Genomic DNA, 21,233 nt, shown 5'->3' with positions numbered 1-21,233 from the left:
CCAACGCACAGGAGAACCATGACCAACCCGATCATCGCCACCGTTCTCGGTAACACCCCGCAGATCGACGAAAGCGCGTTCATCGCGCCCAACGCCACCGTTGTCGGCGCGGTGACCATCGCTGCGGGCGCCAGCATCTGGTACGGCGCGGTTATCCGCGGCGACTCCGAGTCGATCTCCATCGGCGCGGACACCAACATTCAGGACAACTGCACGGTTCACGCCGACCCGACGTTCCCCGCGGTACTGGGCGAACGAATCTCGGTCGGCCACAACGCGGTGCTGCACGGATGCACCGTCGAAGACGACGTGCTCGTCGGCATGGGCGCCGTGGTGCTCAACGGCGCGCACATCGGTTCGGGATCGCTGATCGCGGCCGGTGCCGTCGTGTCTCAGGGAATGCAGATCCCGCCTGGATCACTGGTAGCCGGTGTGCCCGCCAAGGTCAAACGTGAACTCTCCGAAGGCGAAAAGGCCGGTATCACCGCCAACGGCGCCGGCTACTTGATGCTCGCCAAGGCCCACCAGGACATCGAGCAGGCCTGATCGACGTCTGCAAAACTCGAACTGGCGCAACAGGTCCAGGCAGCTCAACCGTTCAGCGCCCCCTGACCTTCGCGGCCGGTAGCGTCCTCGGGTCCAGCATCGTCACCGCAGAATTCACCATCAGTTACCTGCGTCCCGCGTGCGGAGCACTGCTCCGGGCGCGGGCGCGCGTGAACAGCAAGAGCAGATCCCAGGCCCTCGCCCGCTGCGACATTTTCGCAGTAGCCGAGGACGGCAGTAAAACCCTGTGCGCCGCAGGTCAGGGAACGGTCAGCGTCATCACGTTGCGCGACTAACCGCGGGGCCGCAACGTACTGTTCGGCAACTCGGGCGCCGACAGCGCCGGACCGTCGTATCCCGGCACGACACCAAAACGCTGATCCTGGACGCTGCCGTCGAATCCGGAGGCCAGTTCGGCCTGCCACTTACGTCGATACTCGACGATCTCTTCGTGTGTACGGCCCATGAAGTTCCACCACATGATGACTTGCTCTCCCAACGGTTTACCGCCGAGAAGTAGCAGTCGAGTGGGTTCGGAACCCGGATTGCGCAGAGTCAGTTTCCCGAAACCCGTTGCTTGATAACCCAACTCAGCCCAGCCGACGGTGGTTCCGCATAGCACAACCGATCCTTGATCGACGATCACCCCGTGCTCATGTGAACGATCGACGTCGAGGGCAATCTCGGCGCCAGGATCCAAAATCACCTCGGCGCCCAACAATTCGGTGAAGGTCGACACCGGAGACGAGTCACCGGCGAGCGAGCCGAGGAACACACTGAGCGTGGCGCCGCCGATGGTCACCGGCTCGGGCCGGTAGTGAACAAATGCGGGTGCGGTCTCGCGCGCCGCGTCCGGAAGCGCCACCCACAGCTGCATCCCGTGCAGAACCTTCGTGTTCGGCGTCGACACCTCGGAGTGCGCGATCCCGCTCCCGGCCGTCATCAAATTCAGTTCGCCCGGCCGCACCATCGCATGGGAGCCGATGCTGTCACGGTGCTCGATCTCTCCGGTGAACAGCCAACTGACCGTCTGCAATCCGGTATGCGGATGCGGCGGCACATGCATGCCTGGTCCATTGCCGACATCGTCGGGCCCGTAGTGATCGGCAAAACACCACGCCCCGATCAACGAACGCTCGCGCTGCGGAAGGGTGCGCCGCACTCGCATTGCCCGCGGGCCACCGAGCGGCACGTCGCGCGGGGTGAGAATCTGAATCTCGCTCTCGACCGGATGGCCTTCGCATTCCTGCTCGACGGGTTGCGCTTCGAGGTTGCTCATATCGTCCATCCTGCCTCTGGTCATGCCTGCGTGAGACGCAGACGCGTGCACAATTCGGCCAACAGTCGAAGTTCGTCCGCGTCCAACGCCGGTCCGACGTGGCGGCGAATACTTGCCGCATGACGGCGACCCACTGATTTCTGCAGCGCTGCACCCGCTTCGGTGAGTTGCACGATCGTGCCGCGACGGTCACGCGGATCAACACTTCTCGATACCAAGCCTTCGCCTTCCAGCCGCTCCACCAGGCGGCTGAGCGACGGTTGACTCAACAGAATCTCCCGGTTCAGGTCATGCAAGCGCAGACAGTTCCGCGGCGCGAGACTGAGCGTGAACAGCACGTCGTACTCGCGCATCGTCACCTGATCCCAGACGTCATCGGCAGAGAGCCGCCGCATCACCGACACCTGGGCGCGAAACAAGGCCTCCCAGGCGTCGGTGGCGAGCTCGGTGGTGCTGACCGGAGTCTCTGTCTGTTGTGCGTCAGGCAGTGACACTGCTTGCCTCACGAGCCGCCTTCATCGACGCGTGAGTAGGCGGGTTGTCCGGCACATGGGCGGGGCGCCTGGCCGCGAACTCACGGCGCAGAACCGGAACAACTTCCTCACCGAGCAGATCGAGCTGCTCGAGCACTGTCTTGAGCGGAAGACCCGCGTGATCCATCAAGAACAACTGGCGCTGATAGTCACCGAAGAAATCGGCAAAAGCCAAGGTCTTCTCGATGACCTGTTCGGGGGAACCGACCGTCAACGGGGTCTGCTCGGTGAACTCCTCGAGCGAAGGTCCGTGGCCGTACACAGGGGCATTGTCGAAATACGGACGGAATTCCTTGACCGCGTCTTGACTGTTCTTGCGCATGAAGACCTGACCGCCGAGTCCGACGATCGCCTGATCCGCGGACCCGTGGCCGTAGTGCTCGTAACGCTGGCGATAGAGCTTGATCAGCTCGATGTAGTGCTCTTTCGGCCAGAAGATGTTGTTCGCGAAGAATCCGTCACCGTGATAGGCCGCGATCTCCGCGATCTCTGGGCTGCGAATCGACCCGTGCCACACGAACGGAGCGATGCCGTCCAGCGGGCGCGGAGTGGACGTGAATCCCTGCAGCGGTGTGCGGTACTCCCCCTGCCAGTTCACGACCTCCTCGTCCCACAGCCGGCGAAGAAGTTGATAGTTCTCGAGCGCCAACGGGATTCCGGCGCGAATGTCCTTGCCGAACCACGGGTATACCGGCGCGGTGTTTCCGCGTCCCATCATCAGATCGACGCGCCCCTCGGCGAGGTGCTGCAGCATCGCGTAGTCCTCGGCGATCTTCACCGGGTCGTTGGTGGTGATCAGCGTCGTGGACGTGGACAGCGTGATCTTCTCGGTCTGAGCAGCGATGTATCCGAGCATCGTCGTCGGTGACGACGGAACGAACGGCTTGTTGTGATGCTCGCCGGTCGCGAAGACGTCGAGACCGACTTCCTCTGCGTGCTTGGCGATGGTCGTCATGGCCTTGATGCGATCGTGCTCGGTGGGCGTGACCCCAGTCGTGGGATCAGTGGTGACGTCGCCGACCGTGAAGATTCCGAACTGCATGGTTGCTCCTCCGCGAACTAGATCCATGCGTTTGCATGTAACTCATCAAACATTCAACCATCCTGCTGTATTCCACGGCAAAAGGTGAGGGCGGCACACATGATGTGTGCCGCCCTCACCTGGTCAAACCTGGTAACGGAAACCGGTCAGTGCATAACGATCGGTGTTACCGTCTCGCCTTCGGCCACCGGCCTGGTGGTCTTGCTCCGCGGCAGAAAGAACGCCGGGATGAGGGTCAGGACGATCAACACGGTGGCCACGAGGAAGGTGTTGCCGAATGCGTCCGACGCTGCGCTGAGAATCGACTCGGCCGCAGACTCTTGCGGGCTACCCGGCTCGGTCGGAATGTGCGACGCCGCCCCGACCATCGTCGTATCGAGGCCACGATCGAGGAGCTGGTTGGTGAGAACCACCGACATCACAGCGGTACCGATCGAACCTGCAGTCTGCTGAACGATGTTCATCAGGGTGGAACCGCGAGCGATCTGCTCGTTGGAGAGCGTCACAATTGCTGCGGTCATCAGCGGCATCATGGTGCAACCCATGCCGAGGCCCATGACGAACAGCGCGCCCATCAGCAACCACGTCGGGGAATCCGAGGCGACCTGTGTGAACACACCCAAACCGATGAGAATCAACGGCAATCCGGTCAGGACGATCTTGCCCGGGCCGATCTTGTCGACCAGTCGGCCCGCAATCGGCATCGTGACCATGGCACCGAGACCCTGCGGAGCCATCAACAATCCGGCAGCGAGCGTGGTGTGACCGCCGACCTGAATGAAGTAACTCGGGAAGAGCAGTCCGGCGCCCATGAACGCGACGATGAACAGCGACGTCGTGATGACGGCAGTGCTCAACTGACGGTTCTTGAACAGGTGCAGGTCGATCAGCGGGTGATCCTTGTTGAGCGCGTGGAACACGAAGGCGATGATCAGCGCCAGACCGATACCGGCCGACACCAGAACCCTGGCCGAGGCAACGGTTCCCACTTCGGGGATGGACGACACACCGAACAAGAACAGCGCGAGGCCGGGCGACAGCAGGATCATGCCGAGGAAGTCGAAGGACTCCGAAGGCTTTGCCTTGTCTGACGGCAGAATGATGAATGCAGCTGCCAGGGCGATGATGCCGATCGGCAGGTTGATGAGGAAGATCCAGTGCCAGCTCGCGGCCTCGATCAGCCAGCCACCGAGAATCGGGCCCCCGATGGGGCCGAGCAGCATCGGAATACCGAGCACGGCCATGACCCGACCGACACGGTCTGGGCCGGCAGCCCGGGTCATGATCGTCATGCCGAGCGGCATCAACATGCCGCCACCGAGGCCCTGGAGCACCCGGAAGCCGATCAGCGAGGTGATGTCCCACGCCATCGCACAGGCGACTGAACCGAGAACGAACAGCACCAGAGCGGTCATGTACAGGCGTTTGGTACCGAATCGATCTGCTGCCCAGCCGGTGACCGGGATGACCGTCGCCAAGGCCAGTGTGTATGCCGTCATCGTCCATGCGACGGTGGCGTACGAAGTCTGGAAGTCCTCGGCAAATGTGGTGAGCGCGACACTCACCACGGTTACGTCGAGAATCGACATGATGGCGCCGAGCACCACCACGGAAGCGATCTTGAGGACCGCCCCGTCAAGTTTGTCGGACGCCGGTGCCGGCGCGTTCGGCGATGTCATCGCGAAGTCTCCTGGTTGAGTGCTCGCAGATAATCACCCGCGAGAATGGGCTTGAGAGCCTCGAACAAACGAATCCGCTCTGGCTCTGGAACGCGCGACGCGAATTCGCGAAGCTGGCCGCGCTTGCACTCGATGTGGTTGGTCGTCACCTTACGACCGGCCTCCGACAAGGAAACCCGCTTGACGCGTCGGTCCCGCTCGTCTTCACGGCGATCGACCAGGCCCATGTTCACGAGCTGATCGATGTTTCGTCCCGTGGCTGCCACCGAGAGCCGAAGCTCGTCGGCAACCTCGTTGATCGGGATCGCCGCATCACGTTGTGCAAGTACGAACAGCACACGCACCTGAGAGAACGAGAGATCCAGTTCGATCAACGCATCGATCGACTCCGAATCACCGGCGCTCATCAGGCGAGTGAACAACTCGTCGAGTGCTCCATACAGGTCATCAGAATCGGAAGCGATCACCTGGCAAATGGTAGTGCGATTGCAACTATTGCCCAAATGAAAACATGTTGCAACTTATTAATTGGTGACCACCATCACGTTGCAAAGAATCATTCCTGCAGCAAGATGGCCTTTCCGAGAACTTTGCCGCTTTCGAGATCAGCCAGGGCAACTGCTGCATCGGCAAGGGGATACCGTGCCTTGACCAGCGGTCGCAAGCCGTTTCGGACGTGTTCTACCAGCGATGCGTGCACCTCGGCTACCGCTTCGGGATTGGTGCGTGTGAACTCGCCCCACGCGGCTCCGACAATGCTGATGTTCCGGAACAGCACCCGGTTCACCTTGACCTCGGGTATGCCGCCACCGGCAAATCCGATCACCACAAGTCGTCCTTCGGGTGCCAGAACACGGACGGCGTCGTCGAACGCGTCGCCGCCCACCGGATCCACCACGATCTGAGCGCCGACGCCGTCGGTCAGTTCCCGAATACGCTCGCCCCATCCCGGGGCAAGCGCGACCACCTCGTCGGCGCCGAGTTCACGAAGGAAGTCCTCGACGCCCTCGCGTCGCACCACGGCAATCACCCGGGCACCGTGCGCCTTGGCCAGCTGGATGGTTGCCGTTCCGACTCCGCCCGCAGCGCCGAGCACGACGACCGTCTCCCCCGCCACGATCTTCGCGCGACGAGCCAGCGCGAACTCCATCGTCTGATAGTTGATGATCAGTGAGGCCGCCTCGTCGAAGGCGAGTCCGTCCGGAATTCGGAGTACCTGCGCCGGGTTGACGGCAATCCGCTCTGCATAGCCGCCCAGATATGCGGCCGCCAGAACACGATCACCCGGAGCGAAACCCGAACCCTCGGGCGCGGAGACCACGACGCCCGATATCTCCGCTCCGGGAATGAACGGCGGTTCCGGGCGGATCTGATACTTGCCGTATGTGATCAGTAGGTCCGGAAAGCAGACGCCACTGGCCTTCACGTCGATGAGGACCAGACCTTCGGCTGCGGGCTCGGGAACCTCCTGCGCGACAATTCCTTCGGGACCGGTCAGTTCCGTAACCACCATTGCGCGCACAGAAAGCTCCTCTTCGGGACATCTGAAATCTGGACCGGTAACCCGGTTTTTCTCGACTTTAACCCGGTACTCACGTCAGATCATCGTTCGCTCCCGATGTGCAGTCGTTCGAGTCCGTCGAGAATCAGATCCAGACCGAAGGCGAATTCGGCAGCGTAGCTGTATCCCGGCGCCAGCACGTGCTCGGTGGTCAACTCGGCCAGGTGCGGATACTGACCGCTCTCGAACGATCCCATGATCGCGTTCGCCAGTTCCGTCGTCTCCTGCGTAGTTTCGAACGGCAAGCTCACCTCTTGCAGCACGAAGCCGTAGATGTACGCATCCATGATCGAAAAGGCATGCGCAGCAAGGGCGACCGGAAATTCGGCCGCGCGTAGCGTCCCGATCACTGCGTCGTGGTGACGCAAGGTCGCGGGACCAGGCGTCGTTCGAGACTCCATCAATGGAGTTGCCCACGGGTGCTTCCCCAACACTGCACGAGTGGATACCGCTCGCGCGCGAAGTTCCGTTCGCCATGGGCGTCCCGGCGTCGGCAGGTCGATCTCCGCAAAAACCGCGTCGACCATTCCGTCGAGCAGGTCCCCCTTGTCCGACACGTGGTTGTACAGAGACATCGCCTCGACGCCCAACTGCGTCCCCAGTTTGCGCATCGTCATCGATTCGATCCCCACGGAATCGGCCAGTGCGACGGCACCGCCTACTACGTCATCTCGGGTCAATCTCGCGCGCTTGTCCACATTGACAGAACTTACACCGTAAGTGTCATACTTACGATGTAAGTATTCGATGAACGGAGACTCGCATGGCACAGGAACTGATGACCGCCGTCGTACAGGATCGCTACGGCGAGGCCGACGTTCTCTACGTCGACCGCATTCCACGACCCGCTGTCGCCGACAACGAAGTGCTGATACGCGTCGAGGCCGCGTCGGTCGACCGCGGGGCATGGCATCTCATGGCCGGGTTGCCATATCCAGTGCGCCTCGCAGGATTTGGACTGCGCGCACCCAAGAACCGGGTACGCGGACTGGACGTCTCCGGTCGCGTCGAGGCCATCGGCAGTTCGGTTACCCGCGTGACAGTCGGCCAGGAGGTGTACGGGATCGCAGTCGGTTCTTTCGCGGAATATGCGTGCGCGCTCGAAACGAAGATTGCCGCAAAACCTGCCCGGTTGTCGTTCGCGCAAGCGGCAGCGGTGCCGGTCTCCGCCCTCACAGCGCTGCAAGCCGTGCGCGACCACGGCCGCGTGCAGGCGGGGCAATCCGTCCTCGTACTCGGCGCATCCGGTGGCGTCGGGATCTACGCGGTGCAGGTGGCAAAAGCCCTGGGAGCGCACGTTACCGGCGTATGCAGCACCTCGAAAACCGATACGGTCCGCTCCATCGGTGCCGACGAGGTTCTCGACTACCGCGTCGACGACGCCACCGACGGATCACATCGATACGACGTCATCATCGACACCGGCGGCAACCGCCGACTGCGAGACCTACGACGAGCACTCACACGCACCGGAACGCTGGTGATCGTCGGCGGCGAGAACGGCGGACGGTGGCTCGGCGGAATCGATCGCCAAATCCGCGCCCTGTGCTTGTCTCCGTTCATATCTCAGAAAATGGGCACCTTCATCGCTTCGGAGAACGCCGACGATCTGGAGGTCCTGACGCAGATGATCGACGCAGGTGACATCGCCCCGGTGATCGACTCCGTTCATCCCCTTGCCGACACCGCCGTCGCCGTGGCACGAATGGTCGACGGTTCCGGCTGCGGAAAGCAGATAATCGCCACTCGCTGAAAAGCCTGACAGAATCGGCTCACTCCAGCGAACAGGAATCTCACGTGAACCCAGATCTCACGCTCGCGCAGCAGCCAGAGCGAGGACCGATCTTCGTCAAGTCCCGCCCGGTCCGCACCGGCGACATCGACGTCGCCAAGCAGGTCAGGCTCGACGCCGTCGCCCGCTACCTGCAGGACGTCGGCAACGACAACATCGAGGCCGCGGGAGCCATCGACACCCATCCGCTCTGGATAGTGCGTCGTACGGTGGTCGACGTCGTACGCCCGGCGATCTGGCCGGAAGAGTTGACGATGACTCGCTGGTGCTCCGGCTTCTCCACGAGATGGGCGAACATGCGCGTGCGCTTCGACGGCAGCAACGGCGCGCTGATGGAAACCGAAGGCTTCTGGATCAACATCAGCGCCCAGTCGGGCATGCCCACCCGGATGAGTGACGAGTTCATGCAGCCGTTGGAAGAATCCACCGACGAGCATCGCCTGAAGTGGAAACGCGTCCTCGCCGAGAACGCACCCGACGCGGACGACGCCGGCGTTCTCGACACGCCGTTCGCTCTGCGCGCCACCGACATCGACCCGTTCGACCACGTCAACAACGCCGTCTACTGGCAAGCGGTCGAAGAGGTCCTCAGCGCTCGCACAGAACTGCGTACCGTTCCGCATCGAGCGCTGATCGAGTACCTCTCCCCCATCGTCTCCAGCGACGACGTCGTCCTGCGCAGCCGCGTCGACGACAAGACCGTCACGGTCTGGTTCCTGGTCGGCGAAGCGCTCCGCGCAGTTGCGCAGGTGAGCGCCCTCTAACGCAGTTTCTGGGTCGCGACAGCCGCGACACCGAACACCAACGCAAGAAGAATCGCGGCCCAGAAACCGAAGAGCCACCACACCACGCCGAACACGACCACTGCCGGGGCAACGGTGATGAAGGCGATGGTGGGGCTTTCGCGTACCACCTCGAGTGCAGTTCGGGCATTAGTTCGATCGAGCTTCTTACCGGCCATCGAAAACCTCCTTCAAGGTCCTGACCATCCAGAGTAACCGGACTGACGGGCATAAAGCGGATACCGTGAACGCATGGCCGACCACCGCACCCTCGTCCTCATGCGACACGGCAAGTCCAGCTATCCCGAGGGCATCCGTGATCACGAGCGTCCGCTCGCCGAACGGGGCCTGCGCGAGGCCCGCATCGGCGGCGAATGGATCCGTGAAAACGTCCCGCCCGTCGACGCCGTTCTGTGCTCCACCTCCCGGCGGACCGTCGAAACCCTTGCCTCGACAGGTATCGAGGCGCCCGCCGGATTCGAGAAGTCGATCTACGGCGGCTCACCCGCCGACGTGATCGCAGCTGCGCGGACCACTTCCGACCACGTCAAGACGCTACTGGTCGTCGGACACGAACCCGGAATTCCCTGGACTGCACTCGATCTCGCATCGAACGAAAACTCCGAAGCGGCCCAGCGTATCCGCGACAAGTTCCCGACTTCGGCGATCGCCGTCCTCTCCGTACCGGTGCCGTGGACCGAACTCGACGACTCCGTCGCCACTCTGCTCGAGTTTCACGTGCCTCGTTAGATCAACCACACTGCTAAAGCACCTCACGTAGCAGGCGGTCCGAAAGTGCAAGCGCGTCACGGTCGTACGTCGACGTGGACGCCAGCACTTCGTCGGCACCGATCCGCTCGGCCAGATCGTGAAGCTGCTGCTTCACCTCGACGGGCGTCCCGTGCAGCGCCGACGCCATGAACGACTCGATACGCCTGGCGTTTCGATCACTGCGCGGGGCGCGCCTGATCTCGTCCGGCGACGCGAGCGGCGGAAACTCCCCTGTCCGTGACGATTCTGCGAGCGCGTACGCCTCCGGGATCAGCACCTCACGGGCCGCGTCGGTGGTATCGGCGACCGCCACCTCGAGGGAAACCACCACATAGGGTTCGGGATGCGTGTCGGTGGGCCGGAAAGCTCGGCGGTACTCGTCCAATGCATCCACCCGGCCGGTGCTACCGATTCCGAGTATCGGCCCACCCACGACCACCGGAAGCCCCAGCTGCGCTGCCACTTTCAAGCCTGCGCGCGTCGCGAGCACGAAGATCGGCACCCCTGTCTCCGACGCCGGCCTTGCCGTCACTGCCGCGGATCCGTCCAGGTAGCGCCTCACCTCTTCGAGATCTGACCCAAACGTGTCCGGAGTATCCTTACTGCGTCGTAGTGCGTGACGGACAGGCTCCGTGAACCCCAACGATCGGCCGAGCCCGAGATCGATACGCCCGGGATACAGCGCCTCCAACATCAGGAACTGCTCGGCGACGATCAGCGGTTGGTGATTCGGCAGCATGACCCCACCGCTGCCGAGCCTGATATCGCGCGTATGCGCGCCGATCGCGGCGAGCAGTACTGCCGGCGATCCGCTCCCGATCCCCGGCACCGCGTGATGCTCGGCGACCCAGAACCGGTGGTAGCCGAGAGCGTCGGCGTCGGTGGCGCGTTCGAGCGAATGCGTCAGAGCTGCGGAGTCGGGGTATCCGCTCCTGGTTCGGGATCGGTCGAGCAGTGAGAGAAGCACTCTCGGAGCAACAAGGAATTCGGAGAGTTTCATCCGGGCGCCAAACGAGGACCGTTTCTGACCGCAATACCCGCCACACTGGACCTGTCGCCGGAATTCACCATCACATGAAGGGCACGTCATGGACATCAAGCTCGAACTGGTCGCCATTCCCGTCACCGACATCGACCGCGCCAAGGACTTCTACGTCCGCCTCGGCTTCAATGCCGACCATGATCACACGGTCAGCGAGGACCTGCGATTCGTCCAGCTGACCCCACCCGGTTCGGCCTGCTCGATCTGCATCGGTAAGGGAATCACGGACGCCGAGCCCGGTTCCGTCGTCGGCATGCAGGTAGTGGTCAAGGACATCGAAGAGGCTGAGCGTGAGTTCAAGAGCCGCGGCATCGACATCAGCCCGATCGACGACCGAGCTTGGGGACGGTTCATCTACTTCGCCGACCCCGACGGCAACAAGTGGGCCGTCCAGGAGATCGTCATCCCGGACCTCAGCGGCAGCAACGCCTGAAACGGATTCCTGAAAACGAGAAATCCCCCGTCTCATCAGAGACGGGGGATTTCTACCAACTAACCGCTAGCGGTAGTCGTTGCTGAAGCCGTAGTCGTCCAGCGGAACTGCAGCACCGGTGTTCTGGCCGAAGCCGTCCGGGCTGTAGTACTGGTCGTCGTACGACGGCACTGCGTAAGCAGCGGCGCGTGCCTCTTCGGTGGGCTGAACCTGGATGTTGCGGTAACGGTTGATACCGGTACCGGCGGGGATCAGCTTGCCGATGATGACATTTTCCTTCAGACCGATCAGCTTGTCCGAGCGGCAGTTGATAGCCGCGTCGGTCAAGACACGAGTGGTCTCCTGGAACGATGCCGCGGACAGCCACGAATCCGTCGCGAGCGACGCCTTCGTGATACCCATGAGCACCGGACGGCCGGCCGCGGGCTCGCCACCTTCGGCGACAACGCGGCGGTTTGCCGACTCGAACTCGGCGCGCTCGGTGAGCGAACCGGGCAGGAACTCGGTGGCACCGGAATCGATGATCGTCACGCGACGAAGCATCTGGCGCACGATGACCTCGATGTGCTTGTCGTGGATCGACACACCCTGGCTCCGGTACACCTCCTGGACCTCGTTGACCAAGTGGATCTGAACCTGACGCGGACCCATGACTCGCAGGACCTCGTGGGGATCGGCAGCACCTTCCATGAGCTGCTGTCCGACCTCGACGTGGTCACCGTCAGCCAAGAGGCTTTCGCGACCGTCGGCATGCTTGAAGACGCGCAGACGCTGACGCTTGCTGAGCTTGTCGTAGACAACCTCTTCGCCGCCGTCGTCCGGAACGATGGTGATCTTGTAGAAACGATCGCCGTCTTCGAGCTGTACCCGACCGGTGACGTCCGCGATGGGAGCCTTGCCCTTGGGCACACGTGCCTCGAACAGCTCCTGGACACGCGGCAGACCGCCGGTGATGTCATCTCCTGCGACACCACCCTGGTGGAAGGTACGCATGGTCAGCTGGGTACCGGGCTCACCGATCGACTGAGCGGCGACGATACCGACAGCCTCACCGATGTCGACCAGCTTGCCGGTGGCCATCGAGCGGCCGTAGCAAGTGGCGCAAACGCCGGTTCCGGTGGTGCAGGTCAGGACCGAGCGGACCTTGACCGTCGTGATGCCGGCTTCGAGCAGAGCATCGATCGCGGGGTCACCGAGATCGTGGCCACGCTCGACGATGACGGTGCCGTTCGCGTCGACTGCATCGGCCGCCAAGGTACGGGCGTACGTGCTGGTCTCCACGTGAGCATCGCGGATCATCGTGCCGTCGGCCTGCTTCTCGGCGATCGTGGTGACGATGCCGCGCTCTGTTCCACAGTCGACCTCGCGGACGATGACGTCCTGCGAAACGTCCACCAGACGACGGGTCAGGTAACCCGAGTCGGCGGTGCGGAGTGCGGTATCGGCCAGACCCTTACGAGCACCGTGTGTGTTGATGAAGTACTCGAGAACGGTCAGGCCTTCCTTGAAGGAAGACTTGATCGGACGCGGGATGAACTCACCCTTCGGGTTTGTCACCAGACCCTTCATACCGGCGAGCGAGCGAACCTGAGTCATGTTGCCGGCTGCGCCGGACTTCACGATCATCGGGATCGGGTTGCTGTCGGGGAAGTGAGCCTCCATGGCCTTGCCAACCTTGTCGGTCGCTTCCTGCCAAATGGTGACCAGAGCGCTGTTGCGCTCCTTCTTGTCCAGAGCACCACGCTGGTACTGCTTCTCGATCTTGTCGGCCTGAGCCTCGAAGTCCTCGATGATGGCAGGCTTCTCCGGCGGCACGAGCACGTCGGAAATCGAGACCGTGACACCCGAACGGGTGGCCCAGTAGAACCCGACGTCCTTGAGCTTGTCGACGGTCTGAGCAACCACGATCATCGGGTACCGCTCGGCGAGATCGTTGATGATCGTCGCCTGGCGCTTCTTCGGCATCTGCTCGTTGACGAACGGGTAGTCCGCCGGAAGCAGCTCGTTGAAGAGCACACGGCCGAGTGTCGTGGTAGCGGTCCAGCCGTCACCGTACTTCCAGCCCTCGGGGAACAGTTCGTTCTCGAGGTCGCGCGGCGGACGCTGCTGCGTCAGACGCACCTTGATCTGAGCCTGCACCGAGAGAGCGCCGCGGTCGACTGCCATCTGAGCCTCGGCGGGCGAGGAGTACACGCCCTGCTCTGCCTCGTCGTTGGTCGGAGCAATGAGCTCACCGGCGACACCCTCGTCGAGACGGGTGAGGTGGAACAGACCCGTGACCATGTCCAGACGCGGCATGGCGAGCGGGCGACCCGAAGCAGGCGAGAGGATGTTGTTCGAGGACAGCATCAGGATGCGTGCCTCGGCCTGAGCCTCTGCAGACAGCGGGAGGTGAACAGCCATCTGGTCGCCGTCGAAGTCGGCGTTGAAGGCCTCACACACCAGCGGGTGGAGCTGAATGGCCTTGCCCTCGACGAGCTGCGGCTCGAATGCCTGGATACCCAGACGGTGCAGCGTAGGTGCACGGTTGAGCAGCACGGGGTGCTCGGCGATGACCTCTTCGAGGACATCCCACACCTGGACGCGCTTACGCTCGACCATGCGCTTTGCCGACTTGATGTTCTGCGCGTGGTTCAGATCGACCAGACGCTTCATCACGAACGGCTTGAACAGCTCGAGAGCCATCAGCTTGGGCAGACCACACTGGTGCAGCTTGAGCTGAGGACCGACGACGATCACGGAACGACCCGAGTAGTCGACGCGCTTACCGAGCAAGTTCTGACGGAAACGACCCTGCTTGCCCTTGAGCAGATCGCTCAGGGACTTCAGCGGGCGGTTACCCGGTCCGGTGACCGGACGTCCACGACGACCGTTGTCGAACAGGGCGTCGACCGACTCCTGCAGCATCCGCTTCTCGTTGTTGACGATGATCTCGGGAGCACCGAGGTCGATCAATCGCTTGAGGCGGTTGTTGCGGTTGATGACGCGGCGGTACAGGTCGTTGAGGTCGGACGTCGCGAAACGTCCACCGTCGAGCTGAACCATCGGGCGAAGCTCCGGCGGGATCACCGGAACAGCGTTGAGGACCATGCCCATCGGCGAGTTGCCGTTGGTCTGGAAAGCCGCAACCACCTTGAGGCGCTTGAGAGCACGCAGCTTCTTCTGGCCCTTGCCGCTGCGGATGGTCTCGCGAAGAGACTCTGCCTCGGCGTCGAGGTCGAAGTTCTGCATCAGGATCTGGATGGACTCTGCGCCCATCGCACCCGTGAAGTACTCGCCGTAACGGTCGACCAGCTCGCGGTACAGGAGCTCGTCGATGATGAGCTGCTTGACGCTCAGCTTGGTGAAGGTGGTCCAGATCTCGTCGAGACGATCCAGCTCACGCTGCGCGCGGTCACGGAGCTGACGCATTTCGCGCTCGCCGCCGTCCTTGACCTTGCGGCGGACATCGGACTTCGCGCCCTCTGCCTCGAGCTCCGCGATGTCGGCTTCGAGCTTCTGCGCACGTGCCTCGAGATCGGCGTCACGCTGATCTGCGACGGTCTTCTTCTCGACCTGCATCTCGGCTTCGAGTGTGGACAGCTCGTTGTGACGGAGCTCCTCGTCGACACCGACGATGACGTAGGCAGCGAAGTAGATGATCTTTTCGAGATCCTTCGGAGCCAGGTCGAGCAGGTAACCGAGACGGCTCGGAACACCCTTGAAGTACCAGATGTGCGTGACCGGTGCGGCCAGTTCGATGTGACCCATACGCTCACGACGAACCTTGGCGCGAGTGACCTCGACGCCACAGCGCTCACAGATGATGCCCTTGAAGCGGACACGCTTGTACTTACCGCAGTAGCACTCCCAGTCCCGGGTGGGGCCGAAGATCTTCTCGCAGAAGAGGCCGTCCTTCTCGGGCTTGAGCGTGCGGTAGTTGATGGTCTCCGGCTTCTTGACCTCGCCGTAGGACCAATTGCGGATGTCCTCTGCACTGGCCAAGCCAATGCGGAGTTCATCGAAGAAGTTGACGTCGAGCACGTAACTTCCTTTCCCCGTTGGGGTTACGGTTGCCGGTCACCCGGCAACCTGACTGCCAATTCAAATGTGAACTACGCCCCCGGGCCGCTCTTTCAAGAGCAACCCGGGGACCGAAACCTAGTTCGCGAGGTCGTCGACCGTCGCAGCTTCGTTCCTGGACAGGTTGATGCCCAGGTTCGCTGCGGCCCGCTCCAAGTCCTCGTCGTCGCCGTCCGCCATCGTGATGGCCGCGCCGTCCGAGGACAGCACCTCCACGTTGAGGCAGAGCGACTGGAGCTCCTTGAGGAGCACCTTGAACGACTCGGGGATGCCGGGTTCGGGGATGTTCTCGCCCTTGACGATGGCTTCGTACACCTTGACTCGACCGACCACGTCGTCCGACTTGATGGTCAGCAGTTCCTGCAGCGTGTAAGCCGCGCCGTAGGCCTGCATCGCCCAGCACTCCATCTCACCGAAGCGCTGGCCACCGAACTGGGCCTTACCACCGAGAGGCTGCTGCGTGATCATCGAGTACGGACCGGTCGAACGAGCGTGGATCTTGTCGTCGACCAAGTGGTGCAGCTTGATGATGTACATGTAACCGACCGAGACCGGGTACGGGAACGGCTCGCCGGAGCGGCCGTCGAACAAGGTGGCCTTTCCGTCGGGTCCGACCATCTGCTCGCCGTCACGGTTCGGCAGCGTCGCGCCGAGGAGACCGGTGAGCTCGTCTTCCTTCGCACCGTCGAACACCGGGGTGGCGATGTTCGAGTCGGCCGGAGCGGACAGCATCTCTTCCGGCAGGGTCGCAGCCCAGTCGGGACGAGAGCCGTCGGACGCGACCTGAACGTTCCAGCCGGTCTTGCCGATCCACCCGAGGTGGGTCTCCAAGACCTGACCGATGTTCATACGACGCGGGACGCCGTGCGTGTTCAAGATGATGTCGACAGGCGTGCCGTCCGAGAGGAACGGCATGTCTTCCTGCGGCAGGATCTTGCCGATGACGCCCTTGTTACCGTGGCGGCCGGCGAGCTTGTCGCCGTCCTGAATCTTGCGCTTCTGTGCCACGTAGACGCGGACCAACTCGTTGACACCGGGAGGCAGATCGTCGTCTTCGTCACGCGAGAACACGCGGATTCCGATGACCTTGCCGGTCTCACCGTGAGGAACCTTGAGGGACGTGTCACGAACCTCGCGAGCCTTCTCACCGAAGATGGCGCGAAGGAGGCGCTCTTCGGGGGTCAGCTCGGTCTCGCCCTTCGGCGTGACCTTTCCGACCAGCACGTCGCCGTCACGAACCTCGGCACCGATACGGATGATGCCGCGCTCGTCGAGGTCAGCGAGGACCTCGTCGGAGACGTTCGGGATGTCGCGAGTGATTTCCTCGGCACCGAGCTTGGTGTCGCGGGCATCGATCTCGTGCTCCTCGATGTGAATCGAGGTCAGGACGTCCTCTTCCACGAGACGCTGCGACAGAATGATCGCGTCCTCGTAGTTGTGGCCTTCCCACGGCATGATCGCGACGAGCAAGTTCTTGCCCAGCGCCATCTCACCGTTCTCGGTGCAAGGGCCGTCGGCCAGAACCTGGCCGGCCTCGACACGCTGTCCCTCGTCCACGATCGGACGCTGGTTGGCGCACGTGCCCTGGTTGGAGCGCGCGAACTTGCGCATCCGGTACGTCTTGCGGCTTCCGTCGTCGGCCATCACCGTGACGTAGTCCGCGGAGATCTCCTCCACGACACCGGTCTTCTCGGTGATGATGACGTCGCCGGCATCCACAGCCGCACGCAGCTCCATGCCGGTTCCGACGAGAGGTGCCTCGCTGCGAACCAGCGGGACAGCCTGACGCTGCATGTTCGCGCCCATCAGGGCACGGTTTGCATCGTCGTGCTCGAGGAACGGAATCATCGCGGTTGCGACGGACACCATCTGACGCGGCGAAACGTCCATGTAGTCGATGTCGGAGGACGCGACGAACTCGACCTCGCCACCCTTACGGCGGACGAGAATCTTCGAGTCGGTGAAGCGACCCTCGCGGTCGATGGCCGAGTTGGCCTGCGCGACTACGTGGCGGTCTTCTTCGTCGGCGGTCAGGTAGTCGACGTCGTCGGTCACCTGTCCGTCGACGACGCGACGGTACGGGGTCTCGATGAAACCGAACGGGTTGACGCGTGCGTAGACCGACAGCGAACCGATCAGGCCGATGTTCGGGCCTTCCGGGGTCTCGATCGGGCACATGCGGCCGTAGTGCGACGGGTGAACGTCGCGAACCTCGAGGCCGGCGCGCTCACGGGACAGACCACCGGGGCCGAGGGCGGACAGACGACGCTTGTGCGTCAGCCCCGACAGCGGGTTGTTCTGGTCCATGAACTGCGACAGCTGGGAGGTTCCGAAGAACTCCCTGATCGCAGCGACGACGGGACGGATGTTGATCAGCGTCTGAGGCGTGATTGCCTCGACGTCCTGCGTGGTCATGCGCTCACGAACCACACGCTCCATGCGGGACAGGCCCACGCGGATCTGGTTCTGGATGAGCTCGCCGACCGTACGCAGACGACGGTTGCCGAAGTGGTCGATGTCGTCGACCTCGACGGGAACCTCGACGCCGCCCGGAGCCGTCATCGAGGTGTCACCTGCGTGCAGACGCACGAGGTACTCGACGGTGGCGACGATGTCTTCTTCGGTGAGCGTGGATGCAACGATCGGCTGACCCGCGTTCAGGCCGAGCTTCTTGTTGATCTTGTAACGACCCACGCGAGCGAGGTCGTAGCGCTTGTCCTTGAAGAACAGGTTCTCCAGCAGAGTCTGCGCGCTCTCCTTGGTGGGGGGCTCGCCCGGACGCAGCTTGCGGTAGATGTCGAGCAACGCCTCATCGGTGCCGGCGGTGTTGTCCTTCTCCAGCGTGGCCATGAGGATCTCGGAGAAGCCGAAGCGCTCCGTGATCTGCTCGGTGGTCCAGCCGAGTGCCTTGAGCAGGACGGTGACAGGCTGACGACGCTTGCGGTCGATACGGACACCAACGGTGTCGCGCTTGTCGACGTCGAACTCGAGCCATGCGCCGCGACCCGGGATCACCTTGACGCTGTGCAGATCCTTCTCGGTGCTCTTGTCGACGCTCATGTCGAAGTACACACCGGGGGAACGCACGAGCTGCGAGACGACCACACGCTCGGTGCCGTTGATGATGAAGGTGCCCTTGTCGGTCATCATCGGGAAATCTCCCATGAAGACCGTCTGGCTCTTGATCTCACCAGTGTTGTTGTTGATGAACTCCGCGGTGACGAACAAAGGCGCCGCGTAGGTCATGTCCTTGTCTTTGCACTCGTCCGTCGAGGCCTTGACCTCGTCGAATCGAGGGTCGGAGAAGGACAGCGACATAGTGCCGTTGAAATCCTCGATCGGAGAAAGCTCCGCGAGGATGTCCTCGAGACCACCGGACACTGCATTGTCGCCGAGTGCCGCTGCTCGTTCGCGCCAACTCTGCGCGCCGACCAGCCACTCGAACGAATCTGTCTGTACGTCAAGAAGCCCGGGAACTTCGAGGGGTTCGCGAACTTTCGCGAACGAAACCCTCTTCGGGGCTCCGGGGATTCCGGAAACTGCCTTGGTCTGGCTAGAGACTGCCAAGATGCGTCCTTCCAGCACCTCACGCGGGCCGCTCCGTGCTGTTGCGACCGCCGCTGTATCTGCTTCGAATTTCGCTGGTTACAACCCGAACGAAACCCGTCGCAGAAAGCAAGAAGTACTTGACTTCGCAGCGGTTGAGACGAGGGGTGGACAGGAGGCAGCCAGCGCAACGTCCAAAAGTACACCCTTACTCAGGAAATGTCGAGTCGGGTGTAACTGAGGGTCTAATTCAGATACTGACGTGAGACTGCCGATCACTCGTCCGTGCATGTTCACCGATCAGAGTGGACCTTGCGGACCGCCCCGTCAAGGGCGAGAGCGCGTGTCGCAGCATTCGAACATTCGTCACCTGCATTCGAACACTGCCACCCGAAGTGTAGCGAGCACCGGCGTCACATACGAAAAATCTGGACCGACATCGTGCGTCGGTCCAGATCTTCGCGCTGGTGCCCCAGTGCTACTGGTCGCGTATCTCCGAGATCAGCCAGTTTCCGTCTTGCTTCTCCAGGCTCACGATGACCATTCCGGAGCGAGAGTCTGCCGCCACGCCGTTCTGCGTCGAGCTGACGTTGAGTTGGGCGAGCAACTGCGCCCGGTCCTTCTCGAGTCGTGTGACCCCGATCAGCGGGACATCAGCGGTGGTTGCCGTCTGGGTTTGTTCGACGCCGGCCTTCTGAGTGTCCTTGTACTGGGTCAGTTGGTCACGCATCGACTGATTCAGGCCCTGGACGCCCTTGTCGAAATCGGCGTCGAAAGTGTCGGGCGAGAACGTGAAGACTGCGGCCAACGCCGACGGCGTCACGCGAAGAACCTCGGCCGTGGCGCCTTCGTCCACCCAGGCGATGTCGTCCGTCTTCGCACCGACTTTGAAGAAGGCGACACCCGCGAGGATCGCGACGACCACCGCTGCTGCCCCCAGGATCGCGACCAGGCGCCAGCCGGCCTGGGATGGTGGGGATGTTGTCGCCGACTCCCCCGCGTCTGTCTCCGGGGCAGCGGGGGCGGTGGTCTTCGGTTCGTCGGCGACGGTCTTCGCCGACTTGGTGAGATCTGGGCCCGGCGTGGATTCCGGCGCGTCGGATTCAGGCTTCGAAGGCTCGGCACCCGAAGCTTGCGCCTTCATGAGGTTCGGCTTCGCAGCTTCCCGCGTCGCTGGTTCGGGAGTCGCCACTTCCGGGGTCACTGCTTCCGGCTGCTCGATCGTGGGCTCGACCGGATCCGAATCGGATGTCCCCGCGGGGACGTTGAGCGAGCGAGCGCTTCCCGCGATCTTCGGCCGACGGTTCTGCGGGGAGGACGGTCCGCCGGTACGACGTTTGGGTGGCATTACGCGCTTCTCCTTCGAGGGATGTCGGTGTGCAGGTTCGTAGAACTACCGGCCACCGGAATCACCGCCCTCGGTTGTCGGTGCAGGAGCACTGGATGCGGGTGCTTCGGTCCCCGAGCCGGGGGCGGGCGTCGCATCAGGTGCCGGCGTGGAGCCGTCGGCGGCCGGCAGAGTGCCGGAGCCGAGGTCGACCCGCGATCCGACCGGATCGGCCGACTGCGCCTTCCAGACCCCGTCCACCTCGACCATTCCGAGCCGCATCCCGAGCTGGTTCTTGACGAACTGGTTGCCCTGGGTCGTGGTCACTCGAACGACGACCAGAGCCGTGGCTGTCCGATCATCGGTGTTGAGTTCGGTCAGAGCGGACTGCACAACCTCGGTGTCAGCCTTCGAGCCCGAGTTACGCAATTCGTCGGTGATGGAATCCTGAACGGTCTGCAGGTAGGTCGTCATCTCGTCACCGGTCACCGAAGAACGCATGTTCTCGATCGACTGGTCGAGATTGGCCGAGTCCGCGTTGTTGAGATTGATCGCGACTTGCTGCGCACCGATCAACGCGTCGTCACGCATCTCGGCGGTGGTGTGGTCGGTGGTAAGCGCCCGCACGTAAGGGACGCCGAATACACCGAGCGCAACCACTGCCGCCAGAAGCAAGACACCGACCGCAATCAGAGACGCTGTCAGCCCCTTCGGTTTGCCGGTCGTCGGCGTTCCCGCTTCGACTTGCTCGGGCCCGCCGGACTGCGGGGAACTGTTTCTCTGAATCACACTCACTACCCTACTTACCTGTTTTGCCCAGCCTCTGGCCGCGAATCGT

General features: G+C 62.7%; 19 protein-coding genes. 6 read left to right on the top strand and 13 right to left on the bottom strand.

The annotated features are described in order from the left end of the window. Positions 1–18: 18 nt before the first annotated feature. Together ACSW29_RS10010 and ACSW29_RS10005 are read left to right on the top strand one after the other, a co-directional pair. Positions 19–546 (top strand): gamma carbonic anhydrase family protein, encoded by a 528-nt coding sequence (locus ACSW29_RS10010; RefSeq protein ID WP_317825173.1) that lies wholly within the window; start codon positions 19–21, stop codon positions 544–546. Then, positions 543–842, top strand: coding sequence for a PaaI family thioesterase (locus tag ACSW29_RS10005; protein ID WP_317825538.1), 300 nt, complete (start codon positions 543–545; stop codon positions 840–842). The genes ACSW29_RS10010 and ACSW29_RS10005 overlap by 4 nt, the downstream gene beginning before the upstream one ends. On the opposite strand, the gene ACSW29_RS10000 is transcribed toward ACSW29_RS10005, so the two are convergent. The 7 genes from ACSW29_RS10000 to ACSW29_RS09970 form a co-directional block, all read right to left on the bottom strand. Continuing rightward, positions 839–1,825: a pirin family protein gene (locus ACSW29_RS10000; protein ID WP_448277144.1), complete on the bottom strand. Its 987-nt coding sequence runs from the start codon at positions 1,823–1,825 to the stop codon at positions 839–841. The genes ACSW29_RS10005 and ACSW29_RS10000 overlap by 4 nt on opposite strands. A gap of 20 nt (positions 1,826–1,845) precedes the next feature. Then, positions 1,846–2,319 carry a MarR family winged helix-turn-helix transcriptional regulator gene (locus ACSW29_RS09995; protein ID WP_308251470.1) on the bottom strand — a complete coding sequence of 158 codons (474 nt, stop codon included), beginning with the start codon at positions 2,317–2,319 and terminating at the stop codon, positions 1,846–1,848. Next, positions 2,306–3,400, bottom strand: coding sequence for an LLM class flavin-dependent oxidoreductase (locus ACSW29_RS09990; protein WP_230812168.1), 1,095 nt, complete (start codon positions 3,398–3,400; stop codon positions 2,306–2,308). Before ACSW29_RS09990 ends, ACSW29_RS09995 begins: the two co-directional genes overlap by 14 nt. A gap of 146 nt (positions 3,401–3,546) precedes the next feature. Then, on the bottom strand, positions 3,547–5,079 hold the full coding sequence (locus ACSW29_RS09985; protein ID WP_448277143.1) for a DHA2 family efflux MFS transporter permease subunit: 1,533 nt from the start codon (positions 5,077–5,079) through the stop codon (positions 3,547–3,549). Beyond that, positions 5,076–5,546: a MarR family winged helix-turn-helix transcriptional regulator gene (locus ACSW29_RS09980; RefSeq protein WP_003941890.1), complete on the bottom strand. Its 471-nt coding sequence runs from the start codon at positions 5,544–5,546 to the stop codon at positions 5,076–5,078. The genes ACSW29_RS09985 and ACSW29_RS09980 overlap by 4 nt, the downstream gene beginning before the upstream one ends. An 89-nt stretch (positions 5,547–5,635) precedes the next feature. After that, on the bottom strand, positions 5,636–6,601 hold the full coding sequence (locus tag ACSW29_RS09975; RefSeq protein ID WP_317825169.1) for an NADPH:quinone oxidoreductase family protein: 966 nt from the start codon (positions 6,599–6,601) through the stop codon (positions 5,636–5,638). A gap of 80 nt (positions 6,602–6,681) precedes the next feature. Next, positions 6,682–7,338 (bottom strand): TetR/AcrR family transcriptional regulator, encoded by a 657-nt coding sequence (locus tag ACSW29_RS09970; protein ID WP_317825168.1) that lies wholly within the window; start codon positions 7,336–7,338, stop codon positions 6,682–6,684. A gap of 65 nt (positions 7,339–7,403) precedes the next feature. Between ACSW29_RS09970 and ACSW29_RS09965 the strand changes: the two genes are divergently transcribed. Together ACSW29_RS09965 and ACSW29_RS09960 are read left to right on the top strand one after the other, a co-directional pair. After that, positions 7,404–8,393 (top strand): NAD(P)-dependent alcohol dehydrogenase, encoded by a 990-nt coding sequence (locus tag ACSW29_RS09965; protein ID WP_448277142.1) that lies wholly within the window; start codon positions 7,404–7,406, stop codon positions 8,391–8,393. 44 nt (positions 8,394–8,437) lie between these two features. Then, the gene (locus tag ACSW29_RS09960) at positions 8,438–9,196 is read left to right on the top strand and encodes an acyl-[acyl-carrier-protein] thioesterase (protein ID WP_317825167.1); all 759 of its coding nucleotides are present in this window, start codon (positions 8,438–8,440) and stop codon (positions 9,194–9,196) included. Here ACSW29_RS09960 and ACSW29_RS09955 read toward each other — a convergent pair. Beyond that, positions 9,193–9,393 carry a hypothetical protein gene (locus ACSW29_RS09955; RefSeq protein ID WP_003941897.1) on the bottom strand — a complete coding sequence of 67 codons (201 nt, stop codon included), beginning with the start codon at positions 9,391–9,393 and terminating at the stop codon, positions 9,193–9,195. The two genes, ACSW29_RS09960 and ACSW29_RS09955, sit on opposite strands and share 4 nt — an antisense overlap. Positions 9,394–9,466: 73 nt before the next feature. Here ACSW29_RS09955 and ACSW29_RS09950 point away from each other — a divergent pair, with 73 nt between their 5' ends. Then, a complete protein-coding gene (locus ACSW29_RS09950; RefSeq protein ID WP_317825166.1) occupies positions 9,467–9,964 on the top strand; it encodes a SixA phosphatase family protein in 498 nt (165 codons plus the stop codon). A 13-nt stretch (positions 9,965–9,977) separates the two neighbouring features. On the opposite strand, the gene ACSW29_RS09945 is transcribed toward ACSW29_RS09950, so the two are convergent. Beyond that, positions 9,978–10,985, bottom strand: coding sequence for an MsnO8 family LLM class oxidoreductase (locus ACSW29_RS09945; RefSeq protein ID WP_448277141.1), 1,008 nt, complete (start codon positions 10,983–10,985; stop codon positions 9,978–9,980). A gap of 88 nt (positions 10,986–11,073) precedes the next feature. On the opposite strand from ACSW29_RS09945, the gene ACSW29_RS09940 reads away from it, so the two are divergent. Further along, on the top strand, positions 11,074–11,460 hold the full coding sequence (locus ACSW29_RS09940; RefSeq protein WP_448277140.1) for a glyoxalase superfamily protein: 387 nt from the start codon (positions 11,074–11,076) through the stop codon (positions 11,458–11,460). Positions 11,461–11,526: 66 nt separating this feature from the next. On the opposite strand, the gene ACSW29_RS09935 is transcribed toward ACSW29_RS09940, so the two are convergent. The 4 genes from ACSW29_RS09935 to ACSW29_RS09920 all read right to left on the bottom strand — a co-directional run bounded on the left by ACSW29_RS09935 (position 11,527) and on the right by ACSW29_RS09920 (position 21,190). After that, positions 11,527–15,483 carry a DNA-directed RNA polymerase subunit beta' gene (locus ACSW29_RS09935; RefSeq protein WP_448277139.1) on the bottom strand — a complete coding sequence of 1,319 codons (3,957 nt, stop codon included), beginning with the start codon at positions 15,481–15,483 and terminating at the stop codon, positions 11,527–11,529. 117 nt (positions 15,484–15,600) lie between these two features. Next, positions 15,601–19,107: a DNA-directed RNA polymerase subunit beta gene (rpoB, locus tag ACSW29_RS09930; RefSeq protein WP_448277138.1), complete on the bottom strand. Its 3,507-nt coding sequence runs from the start codon at positions 19,105–19,107 to the stop codon at positions 15,601–15,603. 439 nt (positions 19,108–19,546) lie between these two features. Further along, the gene (locus ACSW29_RS09925; RefSeq protein ID WP_448277137.1) at positions 19,547–20,416 is read right to left on the bottom strand and encodes a hypothetical protein; all 870 of its coding nucleotides are present in this window, start codon (positions 20,414–20,416) and stop codon (positions 19,547–19,549) included. A 45-nt stretch (positions 20,417–20,461) separates the two neighbouring features. After that, the gene (locus ACSW29_RS09920) at positions 20,462–21,190 is read right to left on the bottom strand and encodes a hypothetical protein (protein WP_448277136.1); all 729 of its coding nucleotides are present in this window, start codon (positions 21,188–21,190) and stop codon (positions 20,462–20,464) included. Positions 21,191–21,233: the final 43 nt, after the last annotated feature.

The sequence above is a fragment of the Rhodococcus sp. GB-02 genome, from assembly GCF_053470465.1.
The sequence above is the reverse complement of the archived record's forward strand: the minus strand, read 5'-3'. Positions and strand labels throughout refer to the sequence as shown.